This is a genomic window from Achromobacter sp. D10 (assembly GCF_035282245.1).
Classification (GTDB): domain Bacteria; phylum Pseudomonadota; class Gammaproteobacteria; order Burkholderiales; family Burkholderiaceae_B; genus Achromobacter; species Achromobacter insolitus.
In genome coordinates this window covers 68594-93345 of record NZ_JAYJLE010000006.1, presented here as the reverse complement: position 1 = coordinate 93345, position 24752 = coordinate 68594, and the positions used below count along the sequence as shown (strand labels likewise).

Annotated in this window: 24 protein-coding genes; 17 read left to right on the top strand and 7 right to left on the bottom strand. The window is 64.8% G+C overall.

The window, feature by feature from the left end:
- Positions 1–2 precede the first annotated feature (2 nt).
- The 13 genes from VCS63_RS18235 to VCS63_RS18175 all read left to right on the top strand — a co-directional run bounded on the left by VCS63_RS18235 (position 3) and on the right by VCS63_RS18175 (position 14806).
- Positions 3–821, top strand: a complete 819-nt coding sequence (locus tag VCS63_RS18235; RefSeq protein WP_042795058.1) for an enoyl-CoA hydratase/isomerase family protein — start codon at positions 3–5, stop codon at positions 819–821.
- Between the two features lie 12 nt (positions 822–833).
- On the top strand, positions 834–1751 hold the full coding sequence (locus VCS63_RS18230) for an ABC transporter permease (RefSeq protein ID WP_042795059.1): 918 nt from the start codon (positions 834–836) through the stop codon (positions 1749–1751).
- Positions 1748–2629: an ABC transporter permease gene (locus VCS63_RS18225; protein ID WP_082900576.1), complete on the top strand. Its 882-nt coding sequence runs from the start codon at positions 1748–1750 to the stop codon at positions 2627–2629. The genes VCS63_RS18230 and VCS63_RS18225 overlap by 4 nt, the downstream gene beginning before the upstream one ends.
- Before the next feature lie 68 nt (positions 2630–2697).
- On the top strand, positions 2698–4251 hold the full coding sequence (locus VCS63_RS18220) for an ABC transporter substrate-binding protein (protein ID WP_233461724.1): 1554 nt from the start codon (positions 2698–2700) through the stop codon (positions 4249–4251).
- Positions 4252–4262: 11 nt separating this feature from the next.
- On the top strand, positions 4263–5264 hold the full coding sequence (locus VCS63_RS18215) for an ABC transporter ATP-binding protein (RefSeq protein WP_223306376.1): 1002 nt from the start codon (positions 4263–4265) through the stop codon (positions 5262–5264).
- A complete protein-coding gene (locus VCS63_RS18210) occupies positions 5248–6258 on the top strand; it encodes an ABC transporter ATP-binding protein (protein WP_112966256.1) in 1011 nt (336 codons plus the stop codon). Before VCS63_RS18215 ends, VCS63_RS18210 begins: the two co-directional genes overlap by 17 nt.
- 23 nt (positions 6259–6281) lie before the next feature.
- Positions 6282–7430, top strand: coding sequence for an N-methyl-L-tryptophan oxidase (solA, locus tag VCS63_RS18205; protein WP_323880611.1), 1149 nt, complete (start codon positions 6282–6284; stop codon positions 7428–7430).
- Between the two features lie 10 nt (positions 7431–7440).
- Positions 7441–8892 carry an aldehyde dehydrogenase family protein gene (locus VCS63_RS18200; protein ID WP_323880610.1) on the top strand — a complete coding sequence of 484 codons (1452 nt, stop codon included), beginning with the start codon at positions 7441–7443 and terminating at the stop codon, positions 8890–8892.
- An 11-nt stretch (positions 8893–8903) separates the two neighbouring features.
- A complete protein-coding gene (locus tag VCS63_RS18195) occupies positions 8904–9716 on the top strand; it encodes an enoyl-CoA hydratase (protein WP_063960560.1) in 813 nt (270 codons plus the stop codon).
- A gap of 72 nt (positions 9717–9788) precedes the next feature.
- Complete coding sequence (locus tag VCS63_RS18190; RefSeq protein WP_042797347.1) at positions 9789–10502, top strand: TetR/AcrR family transcriptional regulator; 714 nt, start codon at positions 9789–9791, stop codon at positions 10500–10502.
- Positions 10503–10633: 131 nt separating this feature from the next.
- Positions 10634–11161 (top strand): sigma-70 family RNA polymerase sigma factor, encoded by a 528-nt coding sequence (locus tag VCS63_RS18185; protein WP_063642765.1) that lies wholly within the window; start codon positions 10634–10636, stop codon positions 11159–11161.
- A 4-nt stretch (positions 11162–11165) separates the two neighbouring features.
- Positions 11166–12194 carry a FecR domain-containing protein gene (locus tag VCS63_RS18180; protein WP_323880606.1) on the top strand — a complete coding sequence of 343 codons (1029 nt, stop codon included), beginning with the start codon at positions 11166–11168 and terminating at the stop codon, positions 12192–12194.
- Positions 12195–12325: 131 nt separating this feature from the next.
- Positions 12326–14806: a TonB-dependent siderophore receptor gene (locus tag VCS63_RS18175; RefSeq protein WP_323880605.1), complete on the top strand. Its 2481-nt coding sequence runs from the start codon at positions 12326–12328 to the stop codon at positions 14804–14806.
- A 29-nt stretch (positions 14807–14835) separates the two neighbouring features.
- Here the strand turns inward: VCS63_RS18175 and VCS63_RS18170 are convergent, their stop codons facing one another.
- Genes VCS63_RS18170 through VCS63_RS18150 form a run of 5 tightly spaced genes read right to left on the bottom strand, consistent with a single transcriptional unit; the run spans position 14836 to position 19579 of the window.
- Entirely contained in the window at positions 14836–15927 is a 1092-nt protein-coding gene (locus VCS63_RS18170) for an SDR family oxidoreductase (RefSeq protein ID WP_323880604.1), read from the bottom strand.
- A gap of 7 nt (positions 15928–15934) precedes the next feature.
- Positions 15935–16906, bottom strand: coding sequence for a Bug family tripartite tricarboxylate transporter substrate binding protein (locus tag VCS63_RS18165; RefSeq protein ID WP_042795065.1), 972 nt, complete (start codon positions 16904–16906; stop codon positions 15935–15937).
- Between the two features lie 56 nt (positions 16907–16962).
- On the bottom strand, positions 16963–17880 hold the full coding sequence (locus VCS63_RS18160) for an SMP-30/gluconolactonase/LRE family protein (RefSeq protein ID WP_063960557.1): 918 nt from the start codon (positions 17878–17880) through the stop codon (positions 16963–16965).
- A gap of 11 nt (positions 17881–17891) precedes the next feature.
- Positions 17892–18218: a hypothetical protein gene (locus tag VCS63_RS18155; protein ID WP_042795067.1), complete on the bottom strand. Its 327-nt coding sequence runs from the start codon at positions 18216–18218 to the stop codon at positions 17892–17894.
- Positions 18215–19579 (bottom strand): acyclic terpene utilization AtuA family protein, encoded by a 1365-nt coding sequence (locus tag VCS63_RS18150; protein WP_042795068.1) that lies wholly within the window; start codon positions 19577–19579, stop codon positions 18215–18217. Before VCS63_RS18150 ends, VCS63_RS18155 begins: the two co-directional genes overlap by 4 nt.
- Positions 19580–19683: 104 nt before the next feature.
- Here VCS63_RS18150 and VCS63_RS18145 point away from each other — a divergent pair, with 104 nt between their 5' ends.
- Positions 19684–20577 carry a LysR family transcriptional regulator gene (locus tag VCS63_RS18145; RefSeq protein WP_042795069.1) on the top strand — a complete coding sequence of 298 codons (894 nt, stop codon included), beginning with the start codon at positions 19684–19686 and terminating at the stop codon, positions 20575–20577.
- 24 nt (positions 20578–20601) lie between these two features.
- Here the strand turns inward: VCS63_RS18145 and VCS63_RS18140 are convergent, their stop codons facing one another.
- Positions 20602–21054: a GNAT family N-acetyltransferase gene (locus tag VCS63_RS18140; RefSeq protein WP_112966263.1), complete on the bottom strand. Its 453-nt coding sequence runs from the start codon at positions 21052–21054 to the stop codon at positions 20602–20604.
- 115 nt (positions 21055–21169) lie between these two features.
- Positions 21170–21919 (bottom strand): IclR family transcriptional regulator, encoded by a 750-nt coding sequence (locus VCS63_RS18135; RefSeq protein WP_238913976.1) that lies wholly within the window; start codon positions 21917–21919, stop codon positions 21170–21172.
- Positions 21920–22001: 82 nt separating this feature from the next.
- Between VCS63_RS18135 and VCS63_RS18130 the strand changes: the two genes are divergently transcribed.
- The 3 genes from VCS63_RS18130 to VCS63_RS18120 all read left to right on the top strand — a co-directional run bounded on the left by VCS63_RS18130 (position 22002) and on the right by VCS63_RS18120 (position 24747).
- A complete protein-coding gene (locus VCS63_RS18130) occupies positions 22002–22970 on the top strand; it encodes a Bug family tripartite tricarboxylate transporter substrate binding protein (protein ID WP_042795071.1) in 969 nt (322 codons plus the stop codon).
- A 149-nt stretch (positions 22971–23119) separates the two neighbouring features.
- Positions 23120–23803 (top strand): RraA family protein, encoded by a 684-nt coding sequence (locus tag VCS63_RS18125; RefSeq protein ID WP_042795072.1) that lies wholly within the window; start codon positions 23120–23122, stop codon positions 23801–23803.
- Positions 23800–24747: an NAD(P)-dependent oxidoreductase gene (locus VCS63_RS18120; RefSeq protein ID WP_323880601.1), complete on the top strand. Its 948-nt coding sequence runs from the start codon at positions 23800–23802 to the stop codon at positions 24745–24747. The genes VCS63_RS18125 and VCS63_RS18120 overlap by 4 nt, the downstream gene beginning before the upstream one ends.
- Positions 24748–24752: the final 5 nt, after the last annotated feature.

Below are 24752 nucleotides of genomic sequence, written 5' to 3'. Positions count from 1 at the left end.
ACGTGAACATCGCAATGCCTTTGCAGGAAATGCGCGACGGAGTGCTTACCCTCACCCTGAACCGTCCTGAAAAACTGAACGCGCTGACGCCAGAGATCTACACCTTCATCGGCGACCAGATCAACCGGGCCAGCGACGATCCCGAATGCGTGGCCATCGTGCTGCGCGGCAATGGCCGCGCCTTTTCCTCGGGCTTCGACCTGAAGCTCGAAATGGGCGAACGCACGCACGAGGACAAGCTGCATGCGCTGCACGAAGTAGCCAACCGCGCGCGCTGGGCGGTCTGGAACTGCAAGAAGCCGGTCATTGCCGGCATACACGGCTACTGCATGGGCGGCGCGTTCGAACTGGTCCTGCCCTGCGACTTCACCATCGCCACCGAAAGCTGCCGCCTGGGCGAACCCGAAATCCTCTTCGGCGCCGGCCCCGCCTTCATGATGGTGCCCTGGCTGGTCAACCACAAGATCGCCAAGGACATTCTCCTGACCGGCCGGCAATTCACCGCGCCGGAGGCGCTGCGCATGGGCATCGTCAGCACGGTGGTGCCCGACGATGGCCTGGATGCCGCGATCGACGGCCTGACGCAGACGTTGAGCAGGCTGCCGTCGGCCGCGTTGCGCATCACCAAGGTTGGAATCAACCGCGCCTACGAAACCATGGGCATGGCTCCGCACATCAATAGTTGGGTCGAAGCGGCCGCCTATCTTTCCTATATCGACGACGCGGCGCGCAGCGAATTCCAGAAGCGCGTCATGCAAGACGGCCCTGGCGCGGGCATTGCCTGGCGCACCAGCTACTACAAGACCGGCAACGCCTCTTAGGAACCGGACGGCATGATCCACCTCATCGGAAAACAACTGTTGCTGGGATTCTGCGTGGTGATCACGGCGATCACGCTCACCTTCTTCATGGTGCGCCTGAGCGGGGACCCCACCACCCAGATCCTGCCGCAGGACGCCACCGCCGAACAGCGCGCGGCGCTCCAGCGCGACCTGGGGCTGGATCAGCCCGTCTCTACGCAATACTTCCGCTACATCCTGGGCGCGGCTCGCGGGGAATTCGGACACTCCTACTTCGATGGGGACACCGTCACCGCCATCATCATGCGCCGCCTGCCCAATACGGCCTTGCTGGCTGGCGCGTCGCTTGCCGTGGCGCTCGTCCTCGCCATCCCTTTGGGTGTGCTTGCCGCCACGCGGCGCGGCGGCCTGCTGGACCGGTCCGTGCAGGTCGTCAGCGTCATCGGCGCATCAGTGCCCTCCTTCTGGATGGCGCTGCTGATGATCCAGATCTTCGCCGTCGGATTGGGGTGGTTTCCGACCTATGGCATAGGCAGCTGGCAGAACCTCGTGCTGCCCACGGCCACATTGGCCCTTTATGTGTTCCCCGGCGTCGCCCGCCTGACCCGGTCCTCCATGCTGGAGGTCCTGCCGGCCGGCTACGTCAGCGCCGCCCGCGCCAAGGGCATGCCAGAACGCCGCGTCATTTTCCGCACCGTCATGCGCAACGGCATCGTGCCGGTACTGGCCCTGATCGCCCTGGAGATCGGCACGCTGTTCGGCGGGGCCGTCCTGACCGAAACCGTATTTTCCTGGCCCGGCATCGGCAGGCTCGCCATTGAATCGATCCAGCGGCGTGACTATCCCATCATCCAGGGCGTAGTGGCGTATGTCGCCGTCATCTTCGCCCTGATCACGGTACTGGTGGAGATCGTAATCCGCATGGTCAACCCGAGACTGAGGCAGCAATGATGAAGAACACAATGACGATGGGGCCGCTGCACGGCATGCGGCGCGCGCTGGCGGGGCAGCCCGTCATCATCGTGGCCGCCGCGTTGTTCATGGCGCTGGTGCTGGCAGCGGCGATAGCCGGCGAAGCGATGACCCCGTACGACCCCACCTACCAGGACCTGGGCGCCCGCCTGCTTCCGCCGGGCGCGATAGGGCCGGAAGGCCGCTACTGGCTGGGCACCGAGGCACTGGGGCGGGATGTTCTCTCCATGCTGATCGTCGGCGCGCGCCCCGCCCTGTTCGTGTCCGTCGTGGCCGTGTTCCTTGCAGCCGCCGTGGGCATCTGCGCCGGCGTCTGCGCCGGCTACCGCGGCGGCCGTCTTGCCGACGCGCTGCTGTATCTCTCGAACATTCAGCTGTCGTTCCCGTTCTTCCTGCTCGCTATCACCATCGTCGGCATCCTGAGGCCCAGCGTTCCGCTGGTCATCGGCGTGATAGCGCTCGGAAGCTGGGTGCCATTCGCCCGCGTCACGTACTCGGACACCACGCAAATCAAGGGACTGGAGTACGTCGAAGCGGTGCACGTGATGCGCGGCACCACCCTGCGCGTGCTGGCCCGCCACATCCTGCCGAACGTGCTGCCCAATGTGCTGGTGCTCGCCACCTTCGCCCTGGGAACCGCCATCGTCATGGAAAGCGGCCTGAGCTTCGTCGGCCTCGGGGTGCCTACCGACACGCCCACTTGGGGCCGCATGCTCAGCGAAGGGCGCGACTACATGCAAACCGCCTGGTGGCTCACCGTGCTTCCAGGTGGGTGCATTTTCCTGCTGGTCCTTTCCATCAATGTGCTGGGCGAGCAGTTGCGGGATTACTCCGATCCCAAGTTGAACCGGGACTGATGCCCGGCCACAGCCTGCCTTCTTTTCACCAATCGCAGCATCCCACTCCAAATCCAAGGGGATTCGCCATGAAGATGTCCGCATTGTCCGCAGCCACCAAATCGCTCGAGGCCAGCGCGCGCTGGTGTCGCAACGGCCTGATTATCTCTGCCCTGCTGGCGGGGCCGGCCGCCCATGCCGCTAGTGACGCGCAAGTCCGCATCGCGCTCAGTGGCGGCATCGATCTGCTGGATCCCAGCCGCACCGCCAACGGGCCTGATGTGGCCATCATGACCCAGATCTACGAGACCCTGCTGGTCCTGGATAAAAAGACCGGCGAGCTCAAGCCTCATCTGGCCAAATCGTTCGAGCTGAAGGAGCCCACGCTGTGGGAATTCAAACTGCGCGACGACGTGAAATTCCATGATGGCACGCCGTTGACGGCGGCGGACGTGAAGTATTCGCTGGAACGCCTGCTTACCCCCGCGATCAACTCGCCGCACTATTCGCAGATCGCATCGATCTCCGAGGTGAAGGTCGTGGATGACCACACGGTGCAGATCCGTACAAAAACGCCCGATCCACTGCTAGGCCGGCGCATGCAGCCTATTGGCGGCAGCGGCCGCGTGTTCATCGTTCCGAAGCACTACTTCGAGACGCATAGCAACCAGGAAGTCAACGACAAGCCCATCGGGACCGGCCCATACAAACTGGCCGAATGGCGCAAGGGCACCTCCCTGACGTTGGAACGCAATCCGGACTACTGGGGGCCGGCGCCCGATGTGGCCCGCGGGCGCTACACCTTCATCCCCGAGAACTCGACGCGCGTCAATGCCCTGCTGCAAGGCGACGTGGACATCATCCAGCGGGTTCCGATGTCGGACGTGGAGCGCATCGAAAAGGCCGATAACGCCAAGATCGTGGCCAGCATGAACGGGCTGGTCCAGACGTTGCTGCTCGATTCGCGCAAGCCCCCTTTCAATGACCTGCGCACGCGCCAGGCTTTCGTCGCCTCGCTGGACATCAACAATATCGTCACGCACCTGCTGGGCAAGTACGGCAGGGTGCTGGCGGTGCCGCTGGCGCCGAACGTGGTCCAGGTCGACCAGAGCATCCAGCCCTATCGCCCCGACCGCAAGCTGGCCAAGCAATTGATGGACGGCAAGAACATCGCGCTCAACACATACACCTCGGACGGGCGCTATGTGGCGGATCGCGACATCTACCAGGCCATCAACGCCCAACTGGGATCGACCGGCTTCAAGATCACGCCGCAAGTCATGGAATGGGGCCGGCTGATCGGCATGATGCAAAGCCGCAGCGCCGGACCGTTCTACATCATCGGCTGGGATTTCGGCGAAGGAGACGCCAGCAAGATGAATTCCTTCCTCAATTCCAATTCCGCGCTCAGCGTCACGGCCGACCCGGAATACGACAAGCTCGCGCAAGAGGCCAGCGCTGAAATGGACGAGGCCAAGCGCACCGAACTCTGGAAGCAGGCCCAGAAGCTGGTGCACGACAAGTACTACATTGCGGCGGTCTGGCAGGCGGCGTCCGTCTACGGCTTCTCCAAGAAACTGCAATGGGAAGCACTGGACGGCGACAACTTCGATCTGGCCACCGTGAAAGTGATCCAAAAATGAAGGCAATGTCCATGCCATCCAGCCCCGCCGCACCGCTGCTGTCGGTCTCGGCGCTGAACGTGGCGTTCCGCGGCGCGGCGGGCGATGTCCAGGTGGTCCGGGACATCGACTTCAAAGTGCGGCGCGGTGAAATCTACGCCATCATCGGCGAGTCCGGATCGGGGAAATCCACCCTGGTCCAGGCCGTGATGGGCCTGCTCCAGGGGCAGGCCCGGACTGCCGGCCGCATCGAGCTGGATGGCGAGGACATCCAGGCCCTGCCCGCGCGGGCCAGGCGGCGGCTGTGCGGCGAGCGCATGGCGCTGATCAGCCAGGACGCTCTCGCCGCGCTGAATCCCTGCACGACCGTGGGCTACCAGATCGCGGAAACCCTGATGGTGCACCGAGGCACGCCCAAGCAGGAAGCCTGGCGACGCGCGGTTGAATTGCTCGGCCTGACCGGCATCCCCTCGCCCGCCGAGCGCGCGGGTCAGTATCCGCACCAGTTCTCCGGCGGCATGCGTCAGCGCGCCTTGATTGCCATGGCGCTGGCGCTCGAACCCGACCTGCTGATCGCGGACGAACCGACCACGGCACTGGACGCCACCATCAAGGCGCAGATCCTGCAGCTATTGCTGCGCCTGCGCGACCAATTGGGCATGGCGATCCTGATCGTGACCCATGACATGGGGGTAGTGGCCAAGATGGCGGACCGCATGCTCGTGATGTATGCCGGGCGGGCCGTCGAGACGGGGCCGGTCATGGAAGTGTTCGACACCCCTTCCCATCCCTATACCCGCGCGCTGCTTGCGGCCATGCCGCGGCTGGACCACACGGGAGAACGGTTACAGGCCATTGTCGGCGCCCCGCCGTCGCCGCAACGGCTGCCTCCGGCCTGCGCCTTCCATCCACGCTGCCAGATGGCGGTGCCGCGCTGCGCCCAGATAGCGCCGCCGGTCATCCGGTTCGGTGATGGCAGGGAATCGCTTTGCCATTTCACTCTCGAGGAGATCGCGCATGCACAGCCCGCTTGAACCGGTCACGCCAGGCGCGAATGCGGTGCCTGTCCTGCAGGCTCAGGATCTGGGCCGCACCTACCGCATTACCCGGCCCTGGCCTTCCGCTGCGTTGGAACTCGACGCGGTCAACCATGTCAGCCTCTCGCTGGCGCGCGGCAGCACGCTGGGCGTGGTGGGCGAATCCGGCTGCGGCAAATCCACGCTTTCCCGCATGCTGGTAGGCCTGCTGCAGCCAACCAGCGGCACGCTGCGCATCGAAGGTCAGGACATTTCACGCCTCAAAGGCCAGCGCTGGCGGGAAGTAATGCGCGATGTCCAGATGGTGTTCCAGTCGCCCTACACGGCGCTCAACCCGCGGCTGAAGATCGGGGAAATCGTGCGCGAGCCGCTCGATATCCACGATGCCCAGCTGACGCGCGCCGAGCGCCAGGACCGCGCTCTCGCCATTCTGGAAAAAGTGGGGCTCAACACCGATCACGCCCGACGCTATCCCCACGCGCTGTCCGGCGGGCAACAACAGCGCGTTGGCATTGCGCGCGCACTGGTCCGACCGACCAAGGTCGTGATCTGCGATGAGCCGGTCTCCGCACTCGACGTGTCGGTCCAGGCACAAGTTATCAACCTATTGCGAGACCTGCAGGCCGAGCTGAAAGTCTCCTACGTATTCGTGTCGCATGATCTCAGCGTCGTCGCCAATATCGCCCAGGACATCGCCGTCATGTACATGGGTCGCGTGGTGGAACTGGGTGCGGCGCGCGACGTTCTGGGCTCCCCGCGTCACCCTTACACGCAGGCCCTGGTCGATAGCGCCAACACGCCCGATCCCAGGCATGAACGTCAACGCAGTCCGCGGGTCCTGACCGGCGAGCTGCCCAACCCGATCAACCCGCCCACCGGCTGCCGCTTCCGGACGCGTTGCTGGATGGCCCGCGAGGCATGCGCACAATCGGCGCCTGAACTGGTGTCCCGCTCGGGCTCGCCCCAGCGCGTTGCCTGCCATTTCGCCTGAAACCCCATGGCAAGGAGATTGCCTTGAATGCACAATCCGCAGCCGCATTGAGAGTGGCCGTAATCGGTGCCGGCGTCATGGGCGCCATGGCCGCGTGGCGTCTGGCGCGGCGCGGTGTTCCTGTCACGTTGTTCGAGCAATATGCGCCCGCGCACGACCGGGGCGCGGCCGGCGGCGATACCCGCATCTTTCGCGTGGCCTGCAAGGAGGGCGCGTCGCACGTGCCCCTGATCCGCGCTGCCCTGCCGCTCTGGCGCGAGCTGGAAGCGGTATCGAATCGGTCGTTGCTGAACCAGACGGGTGTCGCCTCGATCGGCGTTGCTGAACACGAGAGCATGCGCTCGACACTGGCTACCGCCCGCGCGTTCGACCTGCCGCTGGAGGTGCTGGGCGGCAGCGAGGCCGCCAGGCGTTATCCGCAATTCCATATCGGGAAACAGGAATGTCTGTATCTGGATCCCGAGGGCGGCGTGATCCGCGCCGACCATGCCGTGCTGGCGGCCGTGGCGCAGGCGCAGGCACACGGCGCCGAGCTGCGCGCCGGCACCACGGTCCAGGCGCTGGAGCCCGATGGCCAGGGCGTGACGGTGCACGCCGAAGGGGCCCCGGAGCGGTACACGCATGTGATCGCCGCGCCGGGCGGCTGGGGTTCAGGACTGGCCGCCTTGTCCGCGCAGCCCCTGATCCCGCGGCGCATCGCGTTGTCATGGTTCGCCGCCCCCGACATGGCGCCGTTCTCCGACGAACGCGCGCTGGTCATGATGCGCGTGTTCCCGGACGGCTATTTCAACTGTTTTCCCTCCACCGACGGTGCCACCCTGAAAGGCAGCTGCAATGCCGGCGGATGGCCCGCCGTGCAGAACCCCGACGCGTTGCCCCGCGACCTGCCGGCCGCCGAGATGGTCCGGCTGCGCATAGCCGCCGCGCAGAGCCTTTGCGGCATCTACCCCGATCCGGTCCGCACCGGCATCTACATGGACGCCTTCACGCCCGACGGCGAAGGGTTGCTGGGCGCGCTGGATCCCGCTCGCAGGCTCATCGTCGCCTGCGGCTTCTCCGGCCATGGCTTCAAGTTCGCGCCGGCGATCGGCGAAGCCGCCGCTCGTCTGGTGCTGGAAGGCCAGGCTGGCCTGCCCGTCGCCCATCTCGATCCCACCCGCTATCAGCATTGAGGAACCCCGCTTGGAATACACCCAGACCTACATAGACGGCTGCTGGCAGGCCGCTACCGGCACCGCGACAAGCGATGTCGTGGACAGCTACGCCGAGACGCGCTTCGCCGTGCTGCACACGAGTTCCGCGGCGGACGTCGATCAAGCGGTCGCCGCCGCCCGTAACGCCTTGCCCGGCTGGACCGCCTTGCCCGCCGCGCAACGCGCCAGCCTGATGCGCGCGGTGGCCAATGCCCTGGAGGCCCGCGCAGACACGCTTGCCGACGCCATCATGCGCGAGACCGGCATGCCTGCCAAACTCGTCAAGCGCATCCAGGTCGCGGCTCCCATTTCTGCGTGGCGCCGCTACGCTGATCTGTGCGAGCACGTGACCGCCGAATCGCGCATCGGCCATTCCATTGTCCGCCGCGTGCCAACCGGCGTGGTGGCCTGCATCACCCCTTGGAACTACCCACTGCACCAGGTCACGGCCAAGGTCGCCGCGGCACTGGCGGCAGGCTGCACCGTAGTGCTCAAGCCCTCCGAGATCGCGCCGCTCAGCGCCTTCCTGTTGGCCGAGGCGATAGCCGAAGCCCACCTTCCCGCAGGTGTCTTCAACCTGGTGCACGGCTCTGGCCCGGAAACCGGCCAGGCGCTGGCTCGGCATGCGGGCGTCGACATGGTGTCCTTCACCGGGTCCACCCGCGCGGGGCGCGAGATCGCAGCCGCGGCCGGCTCGGGGTTGAAGCGCGTCAGCCTGGAGCTGGGGGGCAAATCCGCGGCGATCGCGCTACCGGGCGCCGATCTGGCCACCGCCGTCAAAGCCACCCTGGCGAGCTGCTTTCTGAACTCGGGCCAGACCTGCTCGGCCTACACCCGCTTGCTGGTCCCCGCAGGCGACTACGCCAAGGCCTGCGAACTCGCCAGCCAATACATTGGCGCCTACGTCATGGGCGATCCTGCGGATGCAGCGACACGACTGGGGCCGCTGGCCAGCGCCCAGCAGCGGCAGCGGGTCCAGGCCATGCTGCAGCAGGCCCTGGCCGCGGGAGCCCGAATCGTCGCGGGCGGCCCCGATGCCTGCCCCGTGCCCCAACGCGGCTACTTCGTGGCGCCGACGGTACTGGGAGCGGTCGCGTCCGACGCGGCCATCGCGCAGGAGGAGGTATTCGGCCCGGTGCTCGCGCTGCTGCCCTACCAGGACACAGCGCAGGCAATCGCCCTCGCCAACGGCACCCCCTATGGCCTTGCCGCCGCGGTCTGGGGCGCTACCGCCGAGCACGCCTATGACGTCGCCAGGCATCTGCGGGCCGGCCAGGTCGAAATCAATGGGGCGCCATTCAATCCGGATGCGCCATTTGGCGGCTTCGGCCAATCCGGCATGGGGCGCGAGAACGGCCCCCACGGGCTGGAGGAATTCACGGAAACCATCTCTTACCAGCTTCCACCCGACTATCCCGGCTTGCAGCAGCCTTCCGCCTGAAAGGACCCCGCATGGAATATGCAGACATCCAGTACCAGCATTCCAGCTGGACCGCGCTCATCACGCTGAACCGGCCCCAACAGATGAACGCCCTGACCCGCAGGCTCGAGGCCGAGCTGCGTCATGCCATCGACCGGGCCGACGCCGACCCCGGCGTCCGGGCCATCGTGCTGACCGGCGCGGGCCGGGCCTTCTGCGCCGGCATGGACATGGGCGAACTGGCGCAGTTGCCACCGGAGGACATCCGAGACCCAGCGCGGATGCGTCCGTTCGACATGAGCCGGCGCCCCGACTACCAGACGCGCTACTCGTACTTTCCCGCCTGCTCCAAGCCCATCATCGCCGCGGTCAACGGCGCGGCGGCGGGGTTGGGCCTGGTGATGGCGCTGTACAGCGATTTCCGCTATGCCTCGCCGCATGCCGTCTTCACGACCGCCTTCGCGCGGCGCGGCTTGGTGGCCGAGCACGGCACCGCCTGGATCCTGCCTCGGGTCGTCGGCCACGCCTGCGCCATCGACATGCTGATGAGCTCGCGCAAGGTCGCCGCGGACGAGGCGCTGCGGCTGGGGCTGGTGCATCGCGTCGTGGAGGGAGATGCCTTGTTGGAAGAGACGCTGGCGTTCGCCGAAACCCTCGCCACGGAGGTGTCTCCCAGATCCCTGCGCGTGATGAAGCGGCAACTCTGGGAAGCGCCGTTCCAGGACCTCGCCGGCGCCGTGCGGCTGGCCAACGACGAAATGGTGGACAGCCTGCGCAGCGCCGACTTCCAGGAGGGCGTCGCGCACTTCGTCCAGAAGCGCCGGGCGGCGTTTACGGGACAGTAAAATGCGGCTGCGGCGGCCTCGCCGGCGCCTATCGGGCGACGGCGACGGGCGACCCCAGTGAAAGGACATGGCGTGACACAAAACAAGACAATCGCGGGCCAGAAGGCGGAGATCGATCCGCACGACGACATACCCACGTCTCTGCGTTTCGAGGAGATGCTTGGCCACAAGAGCCTGGATCGCTCCCTGCCCAAGCGCGAGCGCACCCGCTATCTTTTCCTGACGATCACCGCGCGCTGCGTGCAGGAAGAACCCCTGCGCAATCCCACGGTGGAGTTCGTGCTGGACCAATCCGGACTGTCGCGCGGCACCTTCTACAACCACTTTAAGGACGTGGACGACTGCATCTTCGAGATGTTGAGCCTGTTCCTTGAGTACATCGAGTCGGCCCGTGTCAGCAACTCGCGCAACCTGTCCACCTATGAGGCTATCCTGGAAGCCAACGACTGGTATTGCCGCGCGTACGAAGCGAACGCCAACCTGTACGCCGCCGTGCACCGCAACGCGGCGATCACCAGGCTGCGCGAAGACCGCAACGCCAACTGGACGATGAAAGTGCTGCACGTCTCCGAGCGCCGCCGCGGCCGCGCGTTCACGAAGCTGCAGCGCCGGGAGTACGCGGGCATGATCCGCATCCTGATCACCATGACCATCGACACGTTGCGCGAACGCTTCGTCAATCACGACACGCTGCTGACCGAGGCCTTCCCCACCGCCAGCAGCCTGGCCGCCAAGGTGAGCGATCTCTGGTACCGCACCATGGCCGAGTACGAAGCGCTGGACTAGCAGGGCGCGCGATTTCGCGCATGCCAGGCCCTCCTCCATGGTGTATGATTCATCTCTTTCTTGCGAATGCGAATTACTTTCGTTCGCAGCACCTAGACAGAGGGGCCCCACCGCCGCGGGCTTGAACAGGAATGAAGGCTGACGGATACGGTGCGGCACCGTCGATGGACGTGATCTACGGCGATCACCACGAATGGCTCCAAGGGTGGCTGCGACGCCGTCTGGGCAATGCGGCGGACGCCGCCGACCTGGCCCATGACGCCTTCCTGCGCCTGCTCAGCAAGCCGGCCTCGCAGGGATTCAAGAGTTTCCCGGAAGCGCGCGGCTATTTGCGCGCCATGGCCAATGGCTTATGCGCCGACTTATGGCGCCGCCGTGAAGTCGAACAGGCATGGCTGGACACACTGGCCGCGCGCCCCGAATCGTTCGAGCCCTCTCCCGAGCAGCGCGCGTTGATCATCGAAGCGTTGATGGAGATCGGCACGCTGCTGAGCCGCTTGCCGCACAAGGCCGCCACCGCCTTCATCATGGCACAGGTGGACGGCGTGCCTTACCGCGACATCGCCCAGACCCTCGGTGTGTCGGAACGCATGATCCAGAAGTACATTGCTCAAGGCATGTTGCAGTGCGCATTGATTGATGCGGGGCTGGGCAGGTAGACGGATGGGGCTGCCGTCAAGAAACCTGCCGGCCGACAGCGGAGCCGCGCCCTCGTCGGGAAGCGCGCTGAAAGCCGATTTCGACAGCCTGCAACAGGCCGCCGATTGGTTTGCCTTGCTGGGCGCGGATGGCGTGACCGATCAGGACCGGACCGCATGGCAGGCCTGGCTGCGCGAACGCGCCGAGCATGCGACCGCGTGGCATCACATCGAAGCCGTCAGCCAGCGGTTCGAGCCGCTGCGTCCAGGCGGGGCCAAGGCTGCGCTGGCAGGCGCCGCCGTGGCGCGCAAGGGCGCGCTGAAGCGGCGCCAACTGCTGGGCAGCAGCGCCATCGCCCTCGGCACGAGCGTATTGGGCTGGCTGGGGTGGCGCTATACACCGCTGCGCGATCAGGCGCTGGCGTTTACGGCAGACTACGCCACGGGCACGGGAGAGCGGCGCGCCCTGCTGCTGGCAGACGGATCGAGAATATGGTTGAACGCCCGAAGCGCGCTGGACGTTGATTACCGCGACTCGGCGCGGTGTTTGATACTGCGGGCGGGCGAGATCCTGGTCGAAACGGCACGCGACCGCGCGCAACGGCCGTTCTATGTCGAATCCCGCTTTGGACACATGCAGGCATTGGGCACGCGCTTCAGCGTGCGCCAGACGGAAAGCCAGATCCAGCTGGACGTCTACGACGGCGAAGTGGCGGTACGCAACCATGCCCGCGCGTCGGTGAACGTAACGGCAGGCGGCCAAGCCCGCTTCGACGCCGACCTCATCGTGTCCACCGCGAGCGCCGACCCCGCCCGCGAAGCGTGGAGCCGGGGCGTGGTGGTCGCCGACAACCTGCCCCTGAAAGTGCTCGTCAATGAACTCGGGCGCTACCGCAAGGGCTATCTGGGCGTGGCGCCGGAAGTCGCCGACCTGCTCGTCATGGGCGTATTCCCCGCCGACGACTCCGACCGCGCGTTGGACATGCTGGAACGCAATCTGCCCGTGCGCGTGCAAAGGCCGCTGCCGTGGTGGACATCGATCGTCGCGCGCTGACAAGATTTTTTTTGAAAATCAGTTCGGGTTTTTGAATCTCATCCGATTTACGGAATGAGAGAAGATCAGATCGACGCGTCGATGACCTCCCTCTCGCTGCCCACCACCACGCCTTGAGGGACTTCCGCCTTATGCTTCGCCGCCGTACCCGCTTCTGCGCCGACCGCGCGCCCAACACTACCCCGCGTCTTGCTGTGCGGCCCCTGGCGCTTACGTTGCACCTGGCCATTGCCGGCCTGATCGGCGGCGCAGCGGCCTGGGCGCCGACGGCGCAGGCACAAGCCAACGAGGTCCGCGACTACGCCATCCCGGCCGGGCCCTTGACCGCCGCACTGAATCAACTGGCCGCGGACGCCGGCGTATTCCTGACCGCGCCCGGCGCGCTCACGCAAGGCAAGACCACCGCCGGCCTGCAAGGCCGCTACCATGTGCAGGCCGCCTTTCAGACGCTGCTCCTGGGTTCCGGCCTGCAAGCCGTCCGGCAGGCAGACAACACGTACACGCTGCGCGCGGATAGCGCCAACGCGAATGCGGCGACAGTTCTGGAACCGGTCGCCGTGTTCGGCGACTTCGACGCCCCCGTCAGCGAAGGCACAGGCAGCTACACGGTGCCGGTCAGCAGCACCGCGACGAAGATGAATCTGTCCATCAAGGAAACGCCGCAGTCGATCAGCATAATCACTCGGCAGCAGATCGAGGATCAGCAGCTCAACAGCATGACCGCCGTGCTGAATCAGACGCCGGGCATCACCATGTCGCAGGACGGCGGCGAACGCTTCAACATCTATTCGCGCGGCAGCGCCATGGATACCTATCAATTGGATGGCGTGACCACCACCCAGGTGAACCAGTCGCGCACCATGCCCAGCACGTTGCTCGACATGGCGCTGTACGACCGCGTGGAAGTGGTGCGCGGCGCCACCGGCCTGATGACGGGCGCCGGCAGCCCGAGCGGTACCGTCAACCTGATCCGCAAGCGGCCCACGCACGAATTCCAGGCTTATGCACAGGTGGGAGCCGGCTCATGGGACCTGTATCGCGCTGAAGCCGATATCTCGGGCCCCTTGGGCAGCAACGGGAAATTGCGTGGCCGACTGGTGGCCGCCAAGCAGGACAACCATACTTTCATGGACGCCTACACCCAGGACAAGGACGTCCTGTACGGCGTGGTCGAAGCCGACCTGACGGATACCACGCTGCTGCGTTTCGGCATCGACCACCAGCGGTACAAGGCGACGGGCGCGCCCGGTGTCCCCTTGATCTTCACCAATGGCCAGCAGACGGACTTCACGCGCTCGACGAGTTCGGGCGCGCGCTGGATGTACGACGAGTTCAAGACCACCAATTACACCGCGGCCTTCGAACAGGCCTTGGCGCATGACTGGCAGTTCAAGGTCGCCGCCAACTACATGGACGTGGAACGTTCCAATTTGAACGGCTCGTATCGGGTAGGGTCGGGCCGCTCATTCCTGGACCAGGCCACGGGCAACGCGGGCATGCTGGCCTACCGGGCTGGCGCGACGCAAACCCAGACCGGCGTGGACGTCACGATCCAGGGTCCCTTCGAGCTGGGCGGACGGACGCATGAATTCATTGCGGGCTTCAACTTCCAGAACTACGAGAACAAGCACAAAGGCTGGGACGTGGGCGTGTCCACGGTCGATTTCTACACCTGGGGCAACAACATGGCGAGGCCGGGCGACACCGGCACCGTAGGTGAGATCTTCAATGTGAAGTCGCGCCAGAGCGGCAGCTATGCCGCATTCCGCCTTAACCCCATCGATGACGTGCATCTGATTCTGGGCGCGCGGCGGTCCGACTACAACTACGATTATCACTATGAGAGCCCGACCGACAATTTCCTGCAAACCTACACCATGCGCGCGCGCGGTGAGATCACTCCCTACGCCGGCATCGTCTACGACCTGACGCCCGAGCAATCGGTCTACGCCAGCTACACCGACATCTTCCAGCCGCAATCCTCCCAGGACCGCAATGGCAACGTACTCGACCCCATCGTAGGCAAGAACTATGAGATGGGCTGGAAAGGGGAATTCCTTAACGGTCGCCTGAATACCAGCGTGGCGATATACCGGTCCCAGAAGGACAACGTCGCTGAGCTGGATCCGGGCTACACGGTACCGGGTACGGAAAACGCGGCGTACCGCGCGGCCAAAGGCGCCAGAACGACAGGTATCGACCTGGAAGTGGCCGGTGAAATCCGGCCGGGCTGGAACATGCATGCGGGCTTCAGCCACGCAAAAAGCGAAGACGCGCAAGGCGCGCAATTGCTGACCCAGCTACCGGTCAACACATTGCGCCTGTGGACCACGTACCGGCTGGGCGGAACCTGGAACGGGCTGACGGTAGGTGGCGGCCTGGACTGGACGTCGAAGACTTCGTTGTACTTCAGCCGCTATGACAGCACGGTCAAGCAGGACGCGTACACGGTGGTCAACCTGATGGCGCGCTACCAGTTCAACAAGAAGCTGGCGGCAACGTTGAACGTCAACAACCTGTTCGACAAATCCTACTACCAGGGCATCGGCGGCAGCTACGGGCATTACGGCTCGCCACGGTTCGCGAGCGTGACGCTGCGCTACGATTTTTGACCGACCAGGACGTCCTAAGCCCTCTTTCTCTAGTCCGTGCAGGGCGGAATGATCTTCCGCTCCATCAGCACCTTCAGCCAGTGCTTGACGCAAGCCTCTGTGTCGCAGGTCTGGGTGAAGCCGGCCTGCTTGATCTTCACCGTGCTGACAAAGGCGGGCGGCGGCGGCGCTTTCAGGCCGTAGCCGAACCGGGCGTCGGCGGAGTAATGGGATTCGCCCAGGATTTGGGCCATGCTCAGGGACCGCAAGCTATGCTGCTTGACGATATCGTCCCACAGCCTCGCGCGGGTGGGCAGATACTCGGCCAGGCGGACGGGGCGGTCCGGGCCTGCTTCGACGCGCAAGAACTCTGCGAGCGACGGCCACAAGTCGCGCCAACTGAAGACCTCGCCATTCGTGAGGTTGAAGTGTTCGTTCCAGGATTGCGGATTCTCCGCGGTCCAGACGCCCGCATCGCCGATGAGACGCACATCCACGGCTTCGCGCGGATAGGATATGTGACCGGGATAGCCGAACGGCTTGCCCTCGGCGCGGCATATCGCCGCATAGACACCGATGACCGGTACGGTATTCATGGCTACGCCCACGTTCGGACCGACCACGATCGTGGGACGGAATATCGTCCAGCCGAAGCCGCAGCGCGCCGCTGTTTCGCGGATGTAGTCTTCCTGGAACCAGTACGAGTTCGGATGGTTGTCCCGGGGCTGGCGCTCGCGGGCGGGAACGCGGATGGGGTGCAGGTGTACGCCATAGGCCTTGGTGCCCTGCAGTACCGTGACATGGCGCAGACTACCGGTGCGGGTCAGCGGGTCGATCACGTTCCTGATCATGCTGAGGTTGGTGGCCATCTGCTCCGGATCCTGCCAGCCCGCAATGAGGCCGGGCTTTTCATAGACGGCCGCATAGAACACATGCGTGACTTGCGGCAAGGACTCGAAGGCGCGGCGGCAGGCGTCGGCGTCCTGCAGGTCCAACTGCAGATGGGTGAACGGCCGTTGGCTGAAGATTTCCGGACGGCGTCGGGAGACGGCGACGACGTCCCAGCCGGCGTTCAGGAAGGAGTCGATGGCGGCGGAGCCAACCAGCCCGCTGGCCCCGGTGACGATAACGGTTCGCGACATGATTCCCTCAGTCCATCACAAGGTTGATCTGCTTGAATAGCTCCTTGAAGCGCACGTACTCATCCGCCATGCGCTTGCCGAAGGCCGCCCGGCTGTCCGCGGACGGCACAATGCCCAGGCCGGCGAACTTTTCTTGCGTTTCTGGAGTATTCACCGCCTTGATGATCTCGTCGTGGAGGCGATCCAGGATGGCCTGCGGCGTACCGGCGGGCGCCACGATTCCGTACCAGGCGACGCTTTCGGCGCCCGGCAGGCCGGCTTCGCCAACGGTGGGCACATCCGGCAGCAGCGGCGAACGTTTGGTGTCCGCCACGGCCAGGGCGCGCAGCTGGCCGGACTTGACGAACGACAGGATGGGCGGAACGCCGCTGATGACCATTTGGGTGCGCCCGCCCAGGGTGTCGGTAATGGCATCGCTATTGCCCTTGTAGGGCACATGCAGGATTTCGGTCTTGGACAAGTGCTGGAACAACTCGCCTGCGATATGGCCGCTGGTGCCAACGCCCGCCGAGGCGTAATTGACCTTGTTAGGATTGGCCTTGATGTAGGCAATCAGTTCCTTCAGGTTCGTCACCGGAATCGACGCGTTGACCAGGATGACGTTCGGTCCCGTAGCCACCAGGGCTACGGGCGCCAGGTCTTTGAGCGGGTCATAGGGCATCTTGCTGCGGGCATTGGGATTGACGGTTATCGGCCCGGCCGAGGCGAAGCCGATGGTGTAGCCATCCTTGGCGGACTTGGCGACGAGGTCGGTGCCCAGGTCGCCGCCGGCGCCTGGCTTGTTCTCGACGATCACCGGCTGGCCGAGTTGCTCGCCCAAAGGCTTGGCAACCAGGCGGGCAATGATGTCGATGGAGCTGCCCGGCCCAAAGGTGGCGATCAGGCGGATGGGACGCGCGGGATAGGAATCGGCGGCCTGCGCGCTCGTAACCGCGGCCAGGCACAGCGCCAGCCCGGCAATCAATCGGAAGAAAATCATGATGTTGTCTCCGGTATACGTGTTTTTTTGCGTGAATGGTGTGCGTGGGATGCAGGTCAATCCATGTGCGAGTACATCGGCTTGCCGGGATGCGGCAGACGCGCGCGCAGGATGACGCCCTGCTCCGCTTCGGTGATGTACAAGCTGCGCATGTCGTCGCCGCCGAATGCGACATTGGTGCTGCGCATGCCCGCGCAGGACCGGATGCGGTAGAGGGGTTCGCCCAAGGGGCTGAACAGCCATACAGTGCCCGCCTGGGCATGGACGACCGCCAGGTTGCCAGCGCAGTCCAGGGCCATGCCGTCCGGCCCGGCTGTACTGCCGGACAGCTGGATGAAGCGACTGGCTTTCTTCATCTGGCCGCCGGGTTCCAGCCGCAGCGCATAGATCGCGTTGTCGTGCGTGATGGCCACATAGAGCACATTCTCGGCTTTGTTCATGACCAGGCCGTTGGGCCCTGCCAGGCCATCCATCAACAGATCCACCGTCTTGCCGTCGGCGCGCAGGCGGAACACGCGGCCGGTCGGATTCTCCAGGGCGCTCTCACCCTGATCGGTGAAGTACAGGTCGCCATTGGATGCGAAGAACAGGTCGTTCAGGCCCTTCAGTCCTTCACGTTGCACGTGCTGCAGGTATGGCCGGATGCTGCGTGATTCCGGATCCAGGAGCATCAGCCCGTGCAGGTGATCGGCGACGAAGATGCGTCCGTCTCGATGGATTTTCAGGCCGTTGGGCTCGCCTTCGTAGCTGACGATGACCTCAAAGTTGCCTGCCGGGTCCACGCGCAGGATCCTCCCATGCGCCAGATCTACGCACCAGAGATTGCCGGCGCGATCGAAGGCCGGCCCTTCCAGGAAAGAGTGCATCTTTACGTGGCGCGCTGCCAGCCAGCTCGAATGCTGTTCGGTCAGGTGCAGGGATTCGGGCAGCCGGGCGAATACCTCGGTGCCCATGGGTTCAGCGGGAGGATACATTGCGGGTCCTTTCAGGATTGCGGTTGATCGGCCGAAAGCTCGATTCCCAGCATCAGCGAGCTGAGCGACTTGCCGTGCGGATCCAGGCGCAGTGAGCGCGTGACCCCGCCGGACAGCACGTTCGGAATAACGAAGTTCAGCGCTTTCAAGCTCTCCACCTCGTAACGACGCACCTTCCCTGCCCCCAGGTGCGCGAAAGCCTGTTCGACGCGTTCGGCGGTAAGCGCCTGGCGCAGCACCCGCCAACCTTCGTCGTCGTAGGCAATGACGGCGATGCTCGAGGTATTGCCCTTGTCGCCAGCACGCGCATGCGCCAGGTCGTAAACCAGAATGCTCATGGTCGAGCTCCCAAGGTAATCACTTCCGGGGTGACCCAATCGCGCGGGATCAGCAAGGAATCCACGGCGATAATCTCCTTCGCCCCCAGGTTGACCGGGCCGCCTGCGCCATAGGGTCCCTGCATATTCAGCTGCCGCACATGGTCGCCGAGCAGGTGGGCGCTCTTTCTGTCGGGGCAGCGCGCCGCGACCCGCAGCCGCACCTCGTAGGGATGGCTGGCCAGCGCTTGCGCGTGGTCGCCATGCAAGCTGCTGATGCCGATCAAGTCAACCTGGATTTCGCTGGCCACGCCGCCATCGAGACGGAACCGTTCCTTCACGGTGTCGGCCGCCAGCCGGGCCCGGGCAATGGCGTTCACGCCCGCGTAGGCGACTTCTCCCGTGCCTATCCAGCCGTCGAAGTAACCGACCACGACCTTATAGCTGTCGGTACGTGGCGCGGCGTGAATGCCGCGCACCGCCACCCGATCGGCGCTCCGCTCATCGAAATGCAGGCCGTCCAGATTCAGTACGCAATCCGGCGTGACATAGGCTCTCGGGTCGTGAATTTCGTACAGAGCCTGCTCGGCACAGGTCATGCGGTCCAGGCGGCCGCCAGAGCCGGAAGGCTTGCCTATGTAAAGCTCGCCGTCGCTATAAAGGTCGGCATAGGGATACGCCAGCTCGGCCAATCGCGGAACGTCCTTCTTGCCGGGGTCGGCGAAGTAGCCGCCGGTGATCTGGGCAGAGCATTCCAGCAGGTGGCCCATGATGGTACCGGCCGCCAGCCTGGGCAGGTCGTCGTAGTCCCAACCGTGGTGATGCAGGGCCACGCCCAGGAACAACGAGGGATCGGCGACTCGGCCAGTCATCACAACTTGCGCACCGGTGGCCAACGCATCGCGGACGACATCGGCGCCCAGATACGCGTTCGCGGAGGCAAGCTGCGGCAGGATCGCTTCCAGCGGCAGGTCGCGGTCCATCAATCGTAGTTCTGGGTGCTGGCGCACTCGGTCAGCGACGTCGTCGCCGACGATGGCGGCGCATTTCAGGTCGCCCCACCCCATGTCGTGGCCGATGTCCAGCGCGGCCTGCGCGGCGCCGGCCGGATTGGCCGCGCCCATGTTGGACACCAGCCTCACGCCTTTTTCCCGGCACGCGGGCAGAAAGGCACGCATGCGCGCCTGCAGCATCGGGTTATAGCCGTGAGCCCCATCGTGCTTGCGCGACAGCGTTTCGCGCGCGATCGTCCGCTCGGCCAGGCACTCGCACACCAGATAGTCGATATCGCAGTCTTCCAGCAATGGCATGGCGGGGCCGATGCGGTCATCGGCCATGCCGGCGCCAACGCCGATGCGCAGCCGCTTGCGCGGTTCATTCATGTCTGTCTCCGTCCTTACGGTCCAGCCCAGTATGGTGCGAGTTTCCTGATCTGGAAATTGATATATTTATATCTTGGTGATAACTCATACGCATTACCTACGCGATGACCCTGACCATTTCCGAATTGGAAGCCGTGCTGTTGGTGGCGGAGACGCTCAACTTCCGCATGGCCGCCGAACGCGCTCATATCTCGCAGCCGGCCCTGAGCCGCCGCGTGCAGGCCGCGGAGCAAAAGCTTGGCGCCCGGCTGTTCGACCGCGACAAGCACGGCGTCGCGCTTACCGCAGCCGGCGCGGAACTGATGCCCATTGCGATGCGCATGCTGTCGGAGTTCCGCGACTCCCTCAGCGATCTGTCAGAGTTCATTGCGGGACGTCGCGGCAGCATCAACGTCTGGGCGCTGCCCTCGGTAGCCTCCGCCTTGCTGCCCGCGGCGGCGCGAGCCTTCCAGAAGTCGCATCCCCAGGTGCGGCTCAATATCCACGCCGTCTCCGCGCGCCAGATCACGCAGGCCGTGTCGGAAGGCACCGCCGACATCGGCATATCGATTGAAGTGCCCGACCAGCCGGCCAGCGTGACCTTCTCTGCGCTGCTGCAAGAAAAATTCGTGTTGATCTGCCCCGTCGACGATCCGCTGGCGCGGAAAAAGCGCGTGGACTGGAGTGTTTTCGCGGACCGTCCCTACATCGCGAGCGGTCCGGCCAGCAGCATTCGCCAGGTTACCGACAGGATTCTTGCCGCCTCGGGGCGGATGCCGGAGATGAACTACGTGGCCGACAATATTTCGGTGGTGGGCGCGATGGTAGCCGCCGGTGTAGGCATCGCGGCCGTGCCGCAGTTGGCTCTGCGCCTGATGGATGCCACGCGCCTATGCAGTTTGGCCCTGCATTCGCCCGTCGCATCTAGGGAGATCGGCATATTGCTCAAGAAGCAGCGCTCGTTGTCGGCAGCGGCGCTGCATTTCCTGGACACCTTGCGACGGACGGATCCGGACTAGGATCGCGCAGGATGGGCTGGGGGTTTAGCGCATCGTCGAAGTGCAGCAAAGCTTCACAAACACAAGTTCGGGGTCGTTGTCATCCAGATTTTCGATCTGACCGCTTTCGACAAAGCCCACGCGCTTGAGCAATCGGCGCATTGCCATGTTCGAAGTATTTGTTGACGTAAACAGCTTCCCTCGCGATTGCGCCTCCAGCGCTCGCAGGATTGCGGTAGCCACCCCGCGGCGTCGTGCCGAAACCTTCACGACGATCAGCGGGATGAAGTCGTTCTCGAAAAAGGACCGGTTCAATACCCCGTAACCGATCAGCGCCGAAGCATCCTCGGCTTCTACCGCGACCCAGCATTGGCGAGCAGCCACCGCATTGGTGATAAACGTCCTCCTGCCCTGTTCCCGCCTGGCGATCGGATCCAGCGCGATGATCAGATCGATGTCTTTACAAGAGGCTGGTCGGACGTTCGTTTCGGAGAGCATGGTCGACACGCATCGGACTGGGAAAACGGTGAGTCTATCGTGTCAGGGATGCCGGGGCGGGTTTCAAGCCGAATCCGAACGCTTACTGCCGGATATCGGCTGCTTTGATGCAGAGTTACGCGCCCTGCCCCTGTCGTGCGCCCATCATCGAGCGAGACAAGCGACTCGCGGCGGCCAGGACAGGCTCCTTCAGTTCGAGCAACACGCTTTCGCTCAGGCGCGAAATCGGGCCCGAAATGCAGATCGCTCCTTGCAGCGTCCAGTTGATGCCGTACACGGGCGCCGAGATGCTGGACACTTCGGCGTCGCGCTCGCCCAAGGACAACATATAGCCAGCGCGACGCACCGATTCATAGGGCTCACCCGGTTCCCCCGAAAAAGCCAGCAGCACCCGCCCTGGGCTGCCCAGTTCCAAAGGCAAAGCCGCGCCCACACGCACGTGGTGCCGGATCGATTTAGGTCCTTCGACGCGCGCCATGCAGATGCGTTGCTTGCCCTCTCGCACGTAGAACGTGGCGCTCTCCCCGGTGGCTGCCGACAGTTCGCGTAGCACCGGCTGCACGACTTCCACGACGTTGAAAGTGGCCTGGTAGCAAGCGCCCAGCCAGCCAGCGGCGCGGGCGAGCCGCCAGGTTCCGTCAGCGCGTTGGGCCAGGTAGTCGTCCATGGCCAGCGTGCGCGCCAGGCGGAGCACGGTGGAACGGTGACAGCCGGTACGCCGGCTCAGTTCGGCGAGCGACAAATGAGTGTCGTCCACTCCGAACGCCGCCAGGATGCTCATCGCGCGGCGCACCGCTACGACGCCTTCTTCAGCCGCGGAAGTATCGGCCTCAACTTCTATTGAATCGTTCATGGTGCGCAACATGTTTCACTCTACGGACTTGCATTGTATTCCGTGGAACACGGATCGACAATGCTTTCACCAAAAACAGATATGGAGACAAACAATGAAGCAGATCGCGCGTGTGCTGGCGGGCCTGGCCCTGGTGTGCGTCAGCGGGCTGAGCGCAGCCCAGAACTACCCCGACAAACCCATCCGGCTGATCGTCCCCTTTCCTCCTGGCGGCGGCACCGACGTACTGGCGCGGGAAGCCGCGATCAGGGTGGCGGCCAACACCGGCTGGAACATCGTTACGGAAAATCGGCCTGGATCGGGCGGCAACATCGGCGTGGATGCGGTGGCCAAGTCAGCGCCGGACGGCTATTCGCTGGTCCTGGGCCAAACCAGCAACCTGGCGATCAATCCCACCCTTTATGCCAAGCTGCCCTATGACCCCGAAAAGGACCTGAGCGCCATCGGTCTGATCGCCGATGCGCCGCTCGTGATCGTGGTGCCGGCCAATTCGCCGCTGAAGTCATTCGACGACATGATCGCTGCGGCGAAAGCCAAGCCCGGCGTCCTGAACTTCGCGAGTTCGGGCAACGGGACGGTGGCGCATCTGGCCGCGGTGCAACTGCAGAACGCGGCCGGCATCAAGCTCACCCATATTCCCTACAAGGGCGCTGCGCAGGCTTCCAACGACCTGATCGGCGGCCAGATCGATATGTACCTGTCGTCCGTGCCCACGCTCATCGGCCACGTGCGCAACGGCAAGATGCGGGCGCTGGCCGTGACCTCGGCGCAGCGCGTGCCGGACATGCCTGACGTCCCCACCATCGCCGAACGTGGCTTTCCCGGCTTCGAAGCGGTGACGTGGTTCGGCCTGGCGGCGCCCGCCGGCACTCCCAAAGACATCGTGCAGCGCCTGAATGCCGAGTTCAACAAGGCGCTGCAGACGAAGGAGCTGGGCGTGAAGTACCAGGAGCAGGGCGCGCGCGTGCTGACCAGCACGCCGGAGGAATTCGCCAAGCTGATCCATGACGACCGCATCCGCTGGGGAAAGATCGTCCAAGACTCGGGCGCAAAGGTCGAGTGATCGGCCATGCAGGCCCGCCATCTCCAATCCAGCAGCAGCGCGCAGCCGGCCATTGCAGTGCCGGTCGGCGCGTGCGCTTGGCTCATCCGCAACGCTGGCACCAAGCCGGCCTGACTTCATCGTTTTTCTACTCCAAACAGGAAACACTCATGGCCAATCAGGACATCATCAAGGACTTCCCCCGCGTAGGCGCCGACGTCGTGCGGCGCGCCGCGGAACTGCAACCCGCTATCCTTGCCGACGTGGCCGGCCGGCGCGGCGCGCTCAATGGCCGCATCCGCCCCCTGCATCCCGGCATGAAGGTGGCCGGCACGGCGCTGACGGTCGAAGTGCGCCCGGGCGACAACCTCATGATTCACGCTGCGATTTCCCTGGCTAAGCCTGGCGACGTGCTCGTCATCGACGGCAAGGGTGACCTCAGCTCGGCCCTGATGGGCACCATCATGATGAACGCCTGCCGCAAGCTGGGCATCGCCGGCGTGGTGATGGACGGCGCCGCCCGCGACACGGTCGAGATCATCGAAATGGACTATCCGGTGTTCGCCGCCGGCACCAATCCCAACGGCCCGACCAAGAACGTGCCCGGCCGCATAGGCCACCCCGTGTCGGTCGGCGGCGTAACCGTCCATCCCGGCGACTTCGTCATCGGCGACGCCGACGGCGTGGTGGTGGTCGAACGCGAAAAACTCGAAGGACTGCTGCCCGCCGCCGAGAAGAAAGTGCGCGACGAAGCCGCTCGCATCGCCGCCATTCAGACGGGCGACACCGAAGCCAAGTGGCTTGACGCGGCCCTGCGCGCCGCCGGCGTCCTGAAGGAAGGGGAATCGCTGTGAACGCTGCCGCCACGGACAAGCCCGTGATTGTTGTGACCGCGGCAGACCTGGCGCCGCAGGCGCTGGCGCTGTTGCAGGACTTTGAACTGGTCTTCGCCGGCAAGACCCCTACAGAGGAAGGCGTCGCGACGCTGTGCCGCGAGCAGAACCCCGTCGCCATCATCGTGCGTTACGGCAAGGTGGGAGCGGCCGCGATGGACGCCGCCCCCGCATTGCGCGTGATCTCCAAGCACGGCAGCGGCACCGACACCATCGACAAGGCGGCGGCCGCCCAACGCGGCATCCAGGTCGTCGCCGCGGTGGGCGTGAACGCTGCCGCCGTCGCGGAACAAGCCCTGGCGCTGCTCCTGGCCTGCGCCAAATCGGTCGTGGGACTGGACACGCGCATGCGTGCCGGCCACTGGGACAAGTCCACCCACAAAAGCCTGGAGCTGGGCGGCAAGACCATCGGCCTGATCGGCCTGGGCGCCATCGGCCAGCGCATGGCCGCCATGGTTCACGGGATGAATATGCGGGTGATCGGATTTGATCCGTATGCGAAAAACCTGCCCGACTACATCGAAAGCGTGCCGCTGGACGCCATCTGGCGCGAATCCGACGTGGTGTCGCTGCACTGCCCGCTTACCGACGACAATCACGGCATGGTCAATGCGTCGACGCTGGCGCAATGCAGGCCCGGCGTGATCCTGGTGAACACGGCGCGTGGCGGCCTGGTCGACGAGGAAGCGCTGTTGCAGGCGGTGCGCTCGGGCCACGTCCAGGCCGCGGGGCTGGACAGTTTCGCCGTCGAGCCCATGACGGCCGACCATCCCTTCCAGCAGGAGCCGCGCATCGTCCTGAGCCCCCACATCGGCGGCGTGACCAGCGCGGCCTACGTCAACATGGGCGTGGCGGCGGCGCGCAACGTGCTGGAGGTGCTGGCCCGCGACAAGGCGCAGGCCTGAGGAGA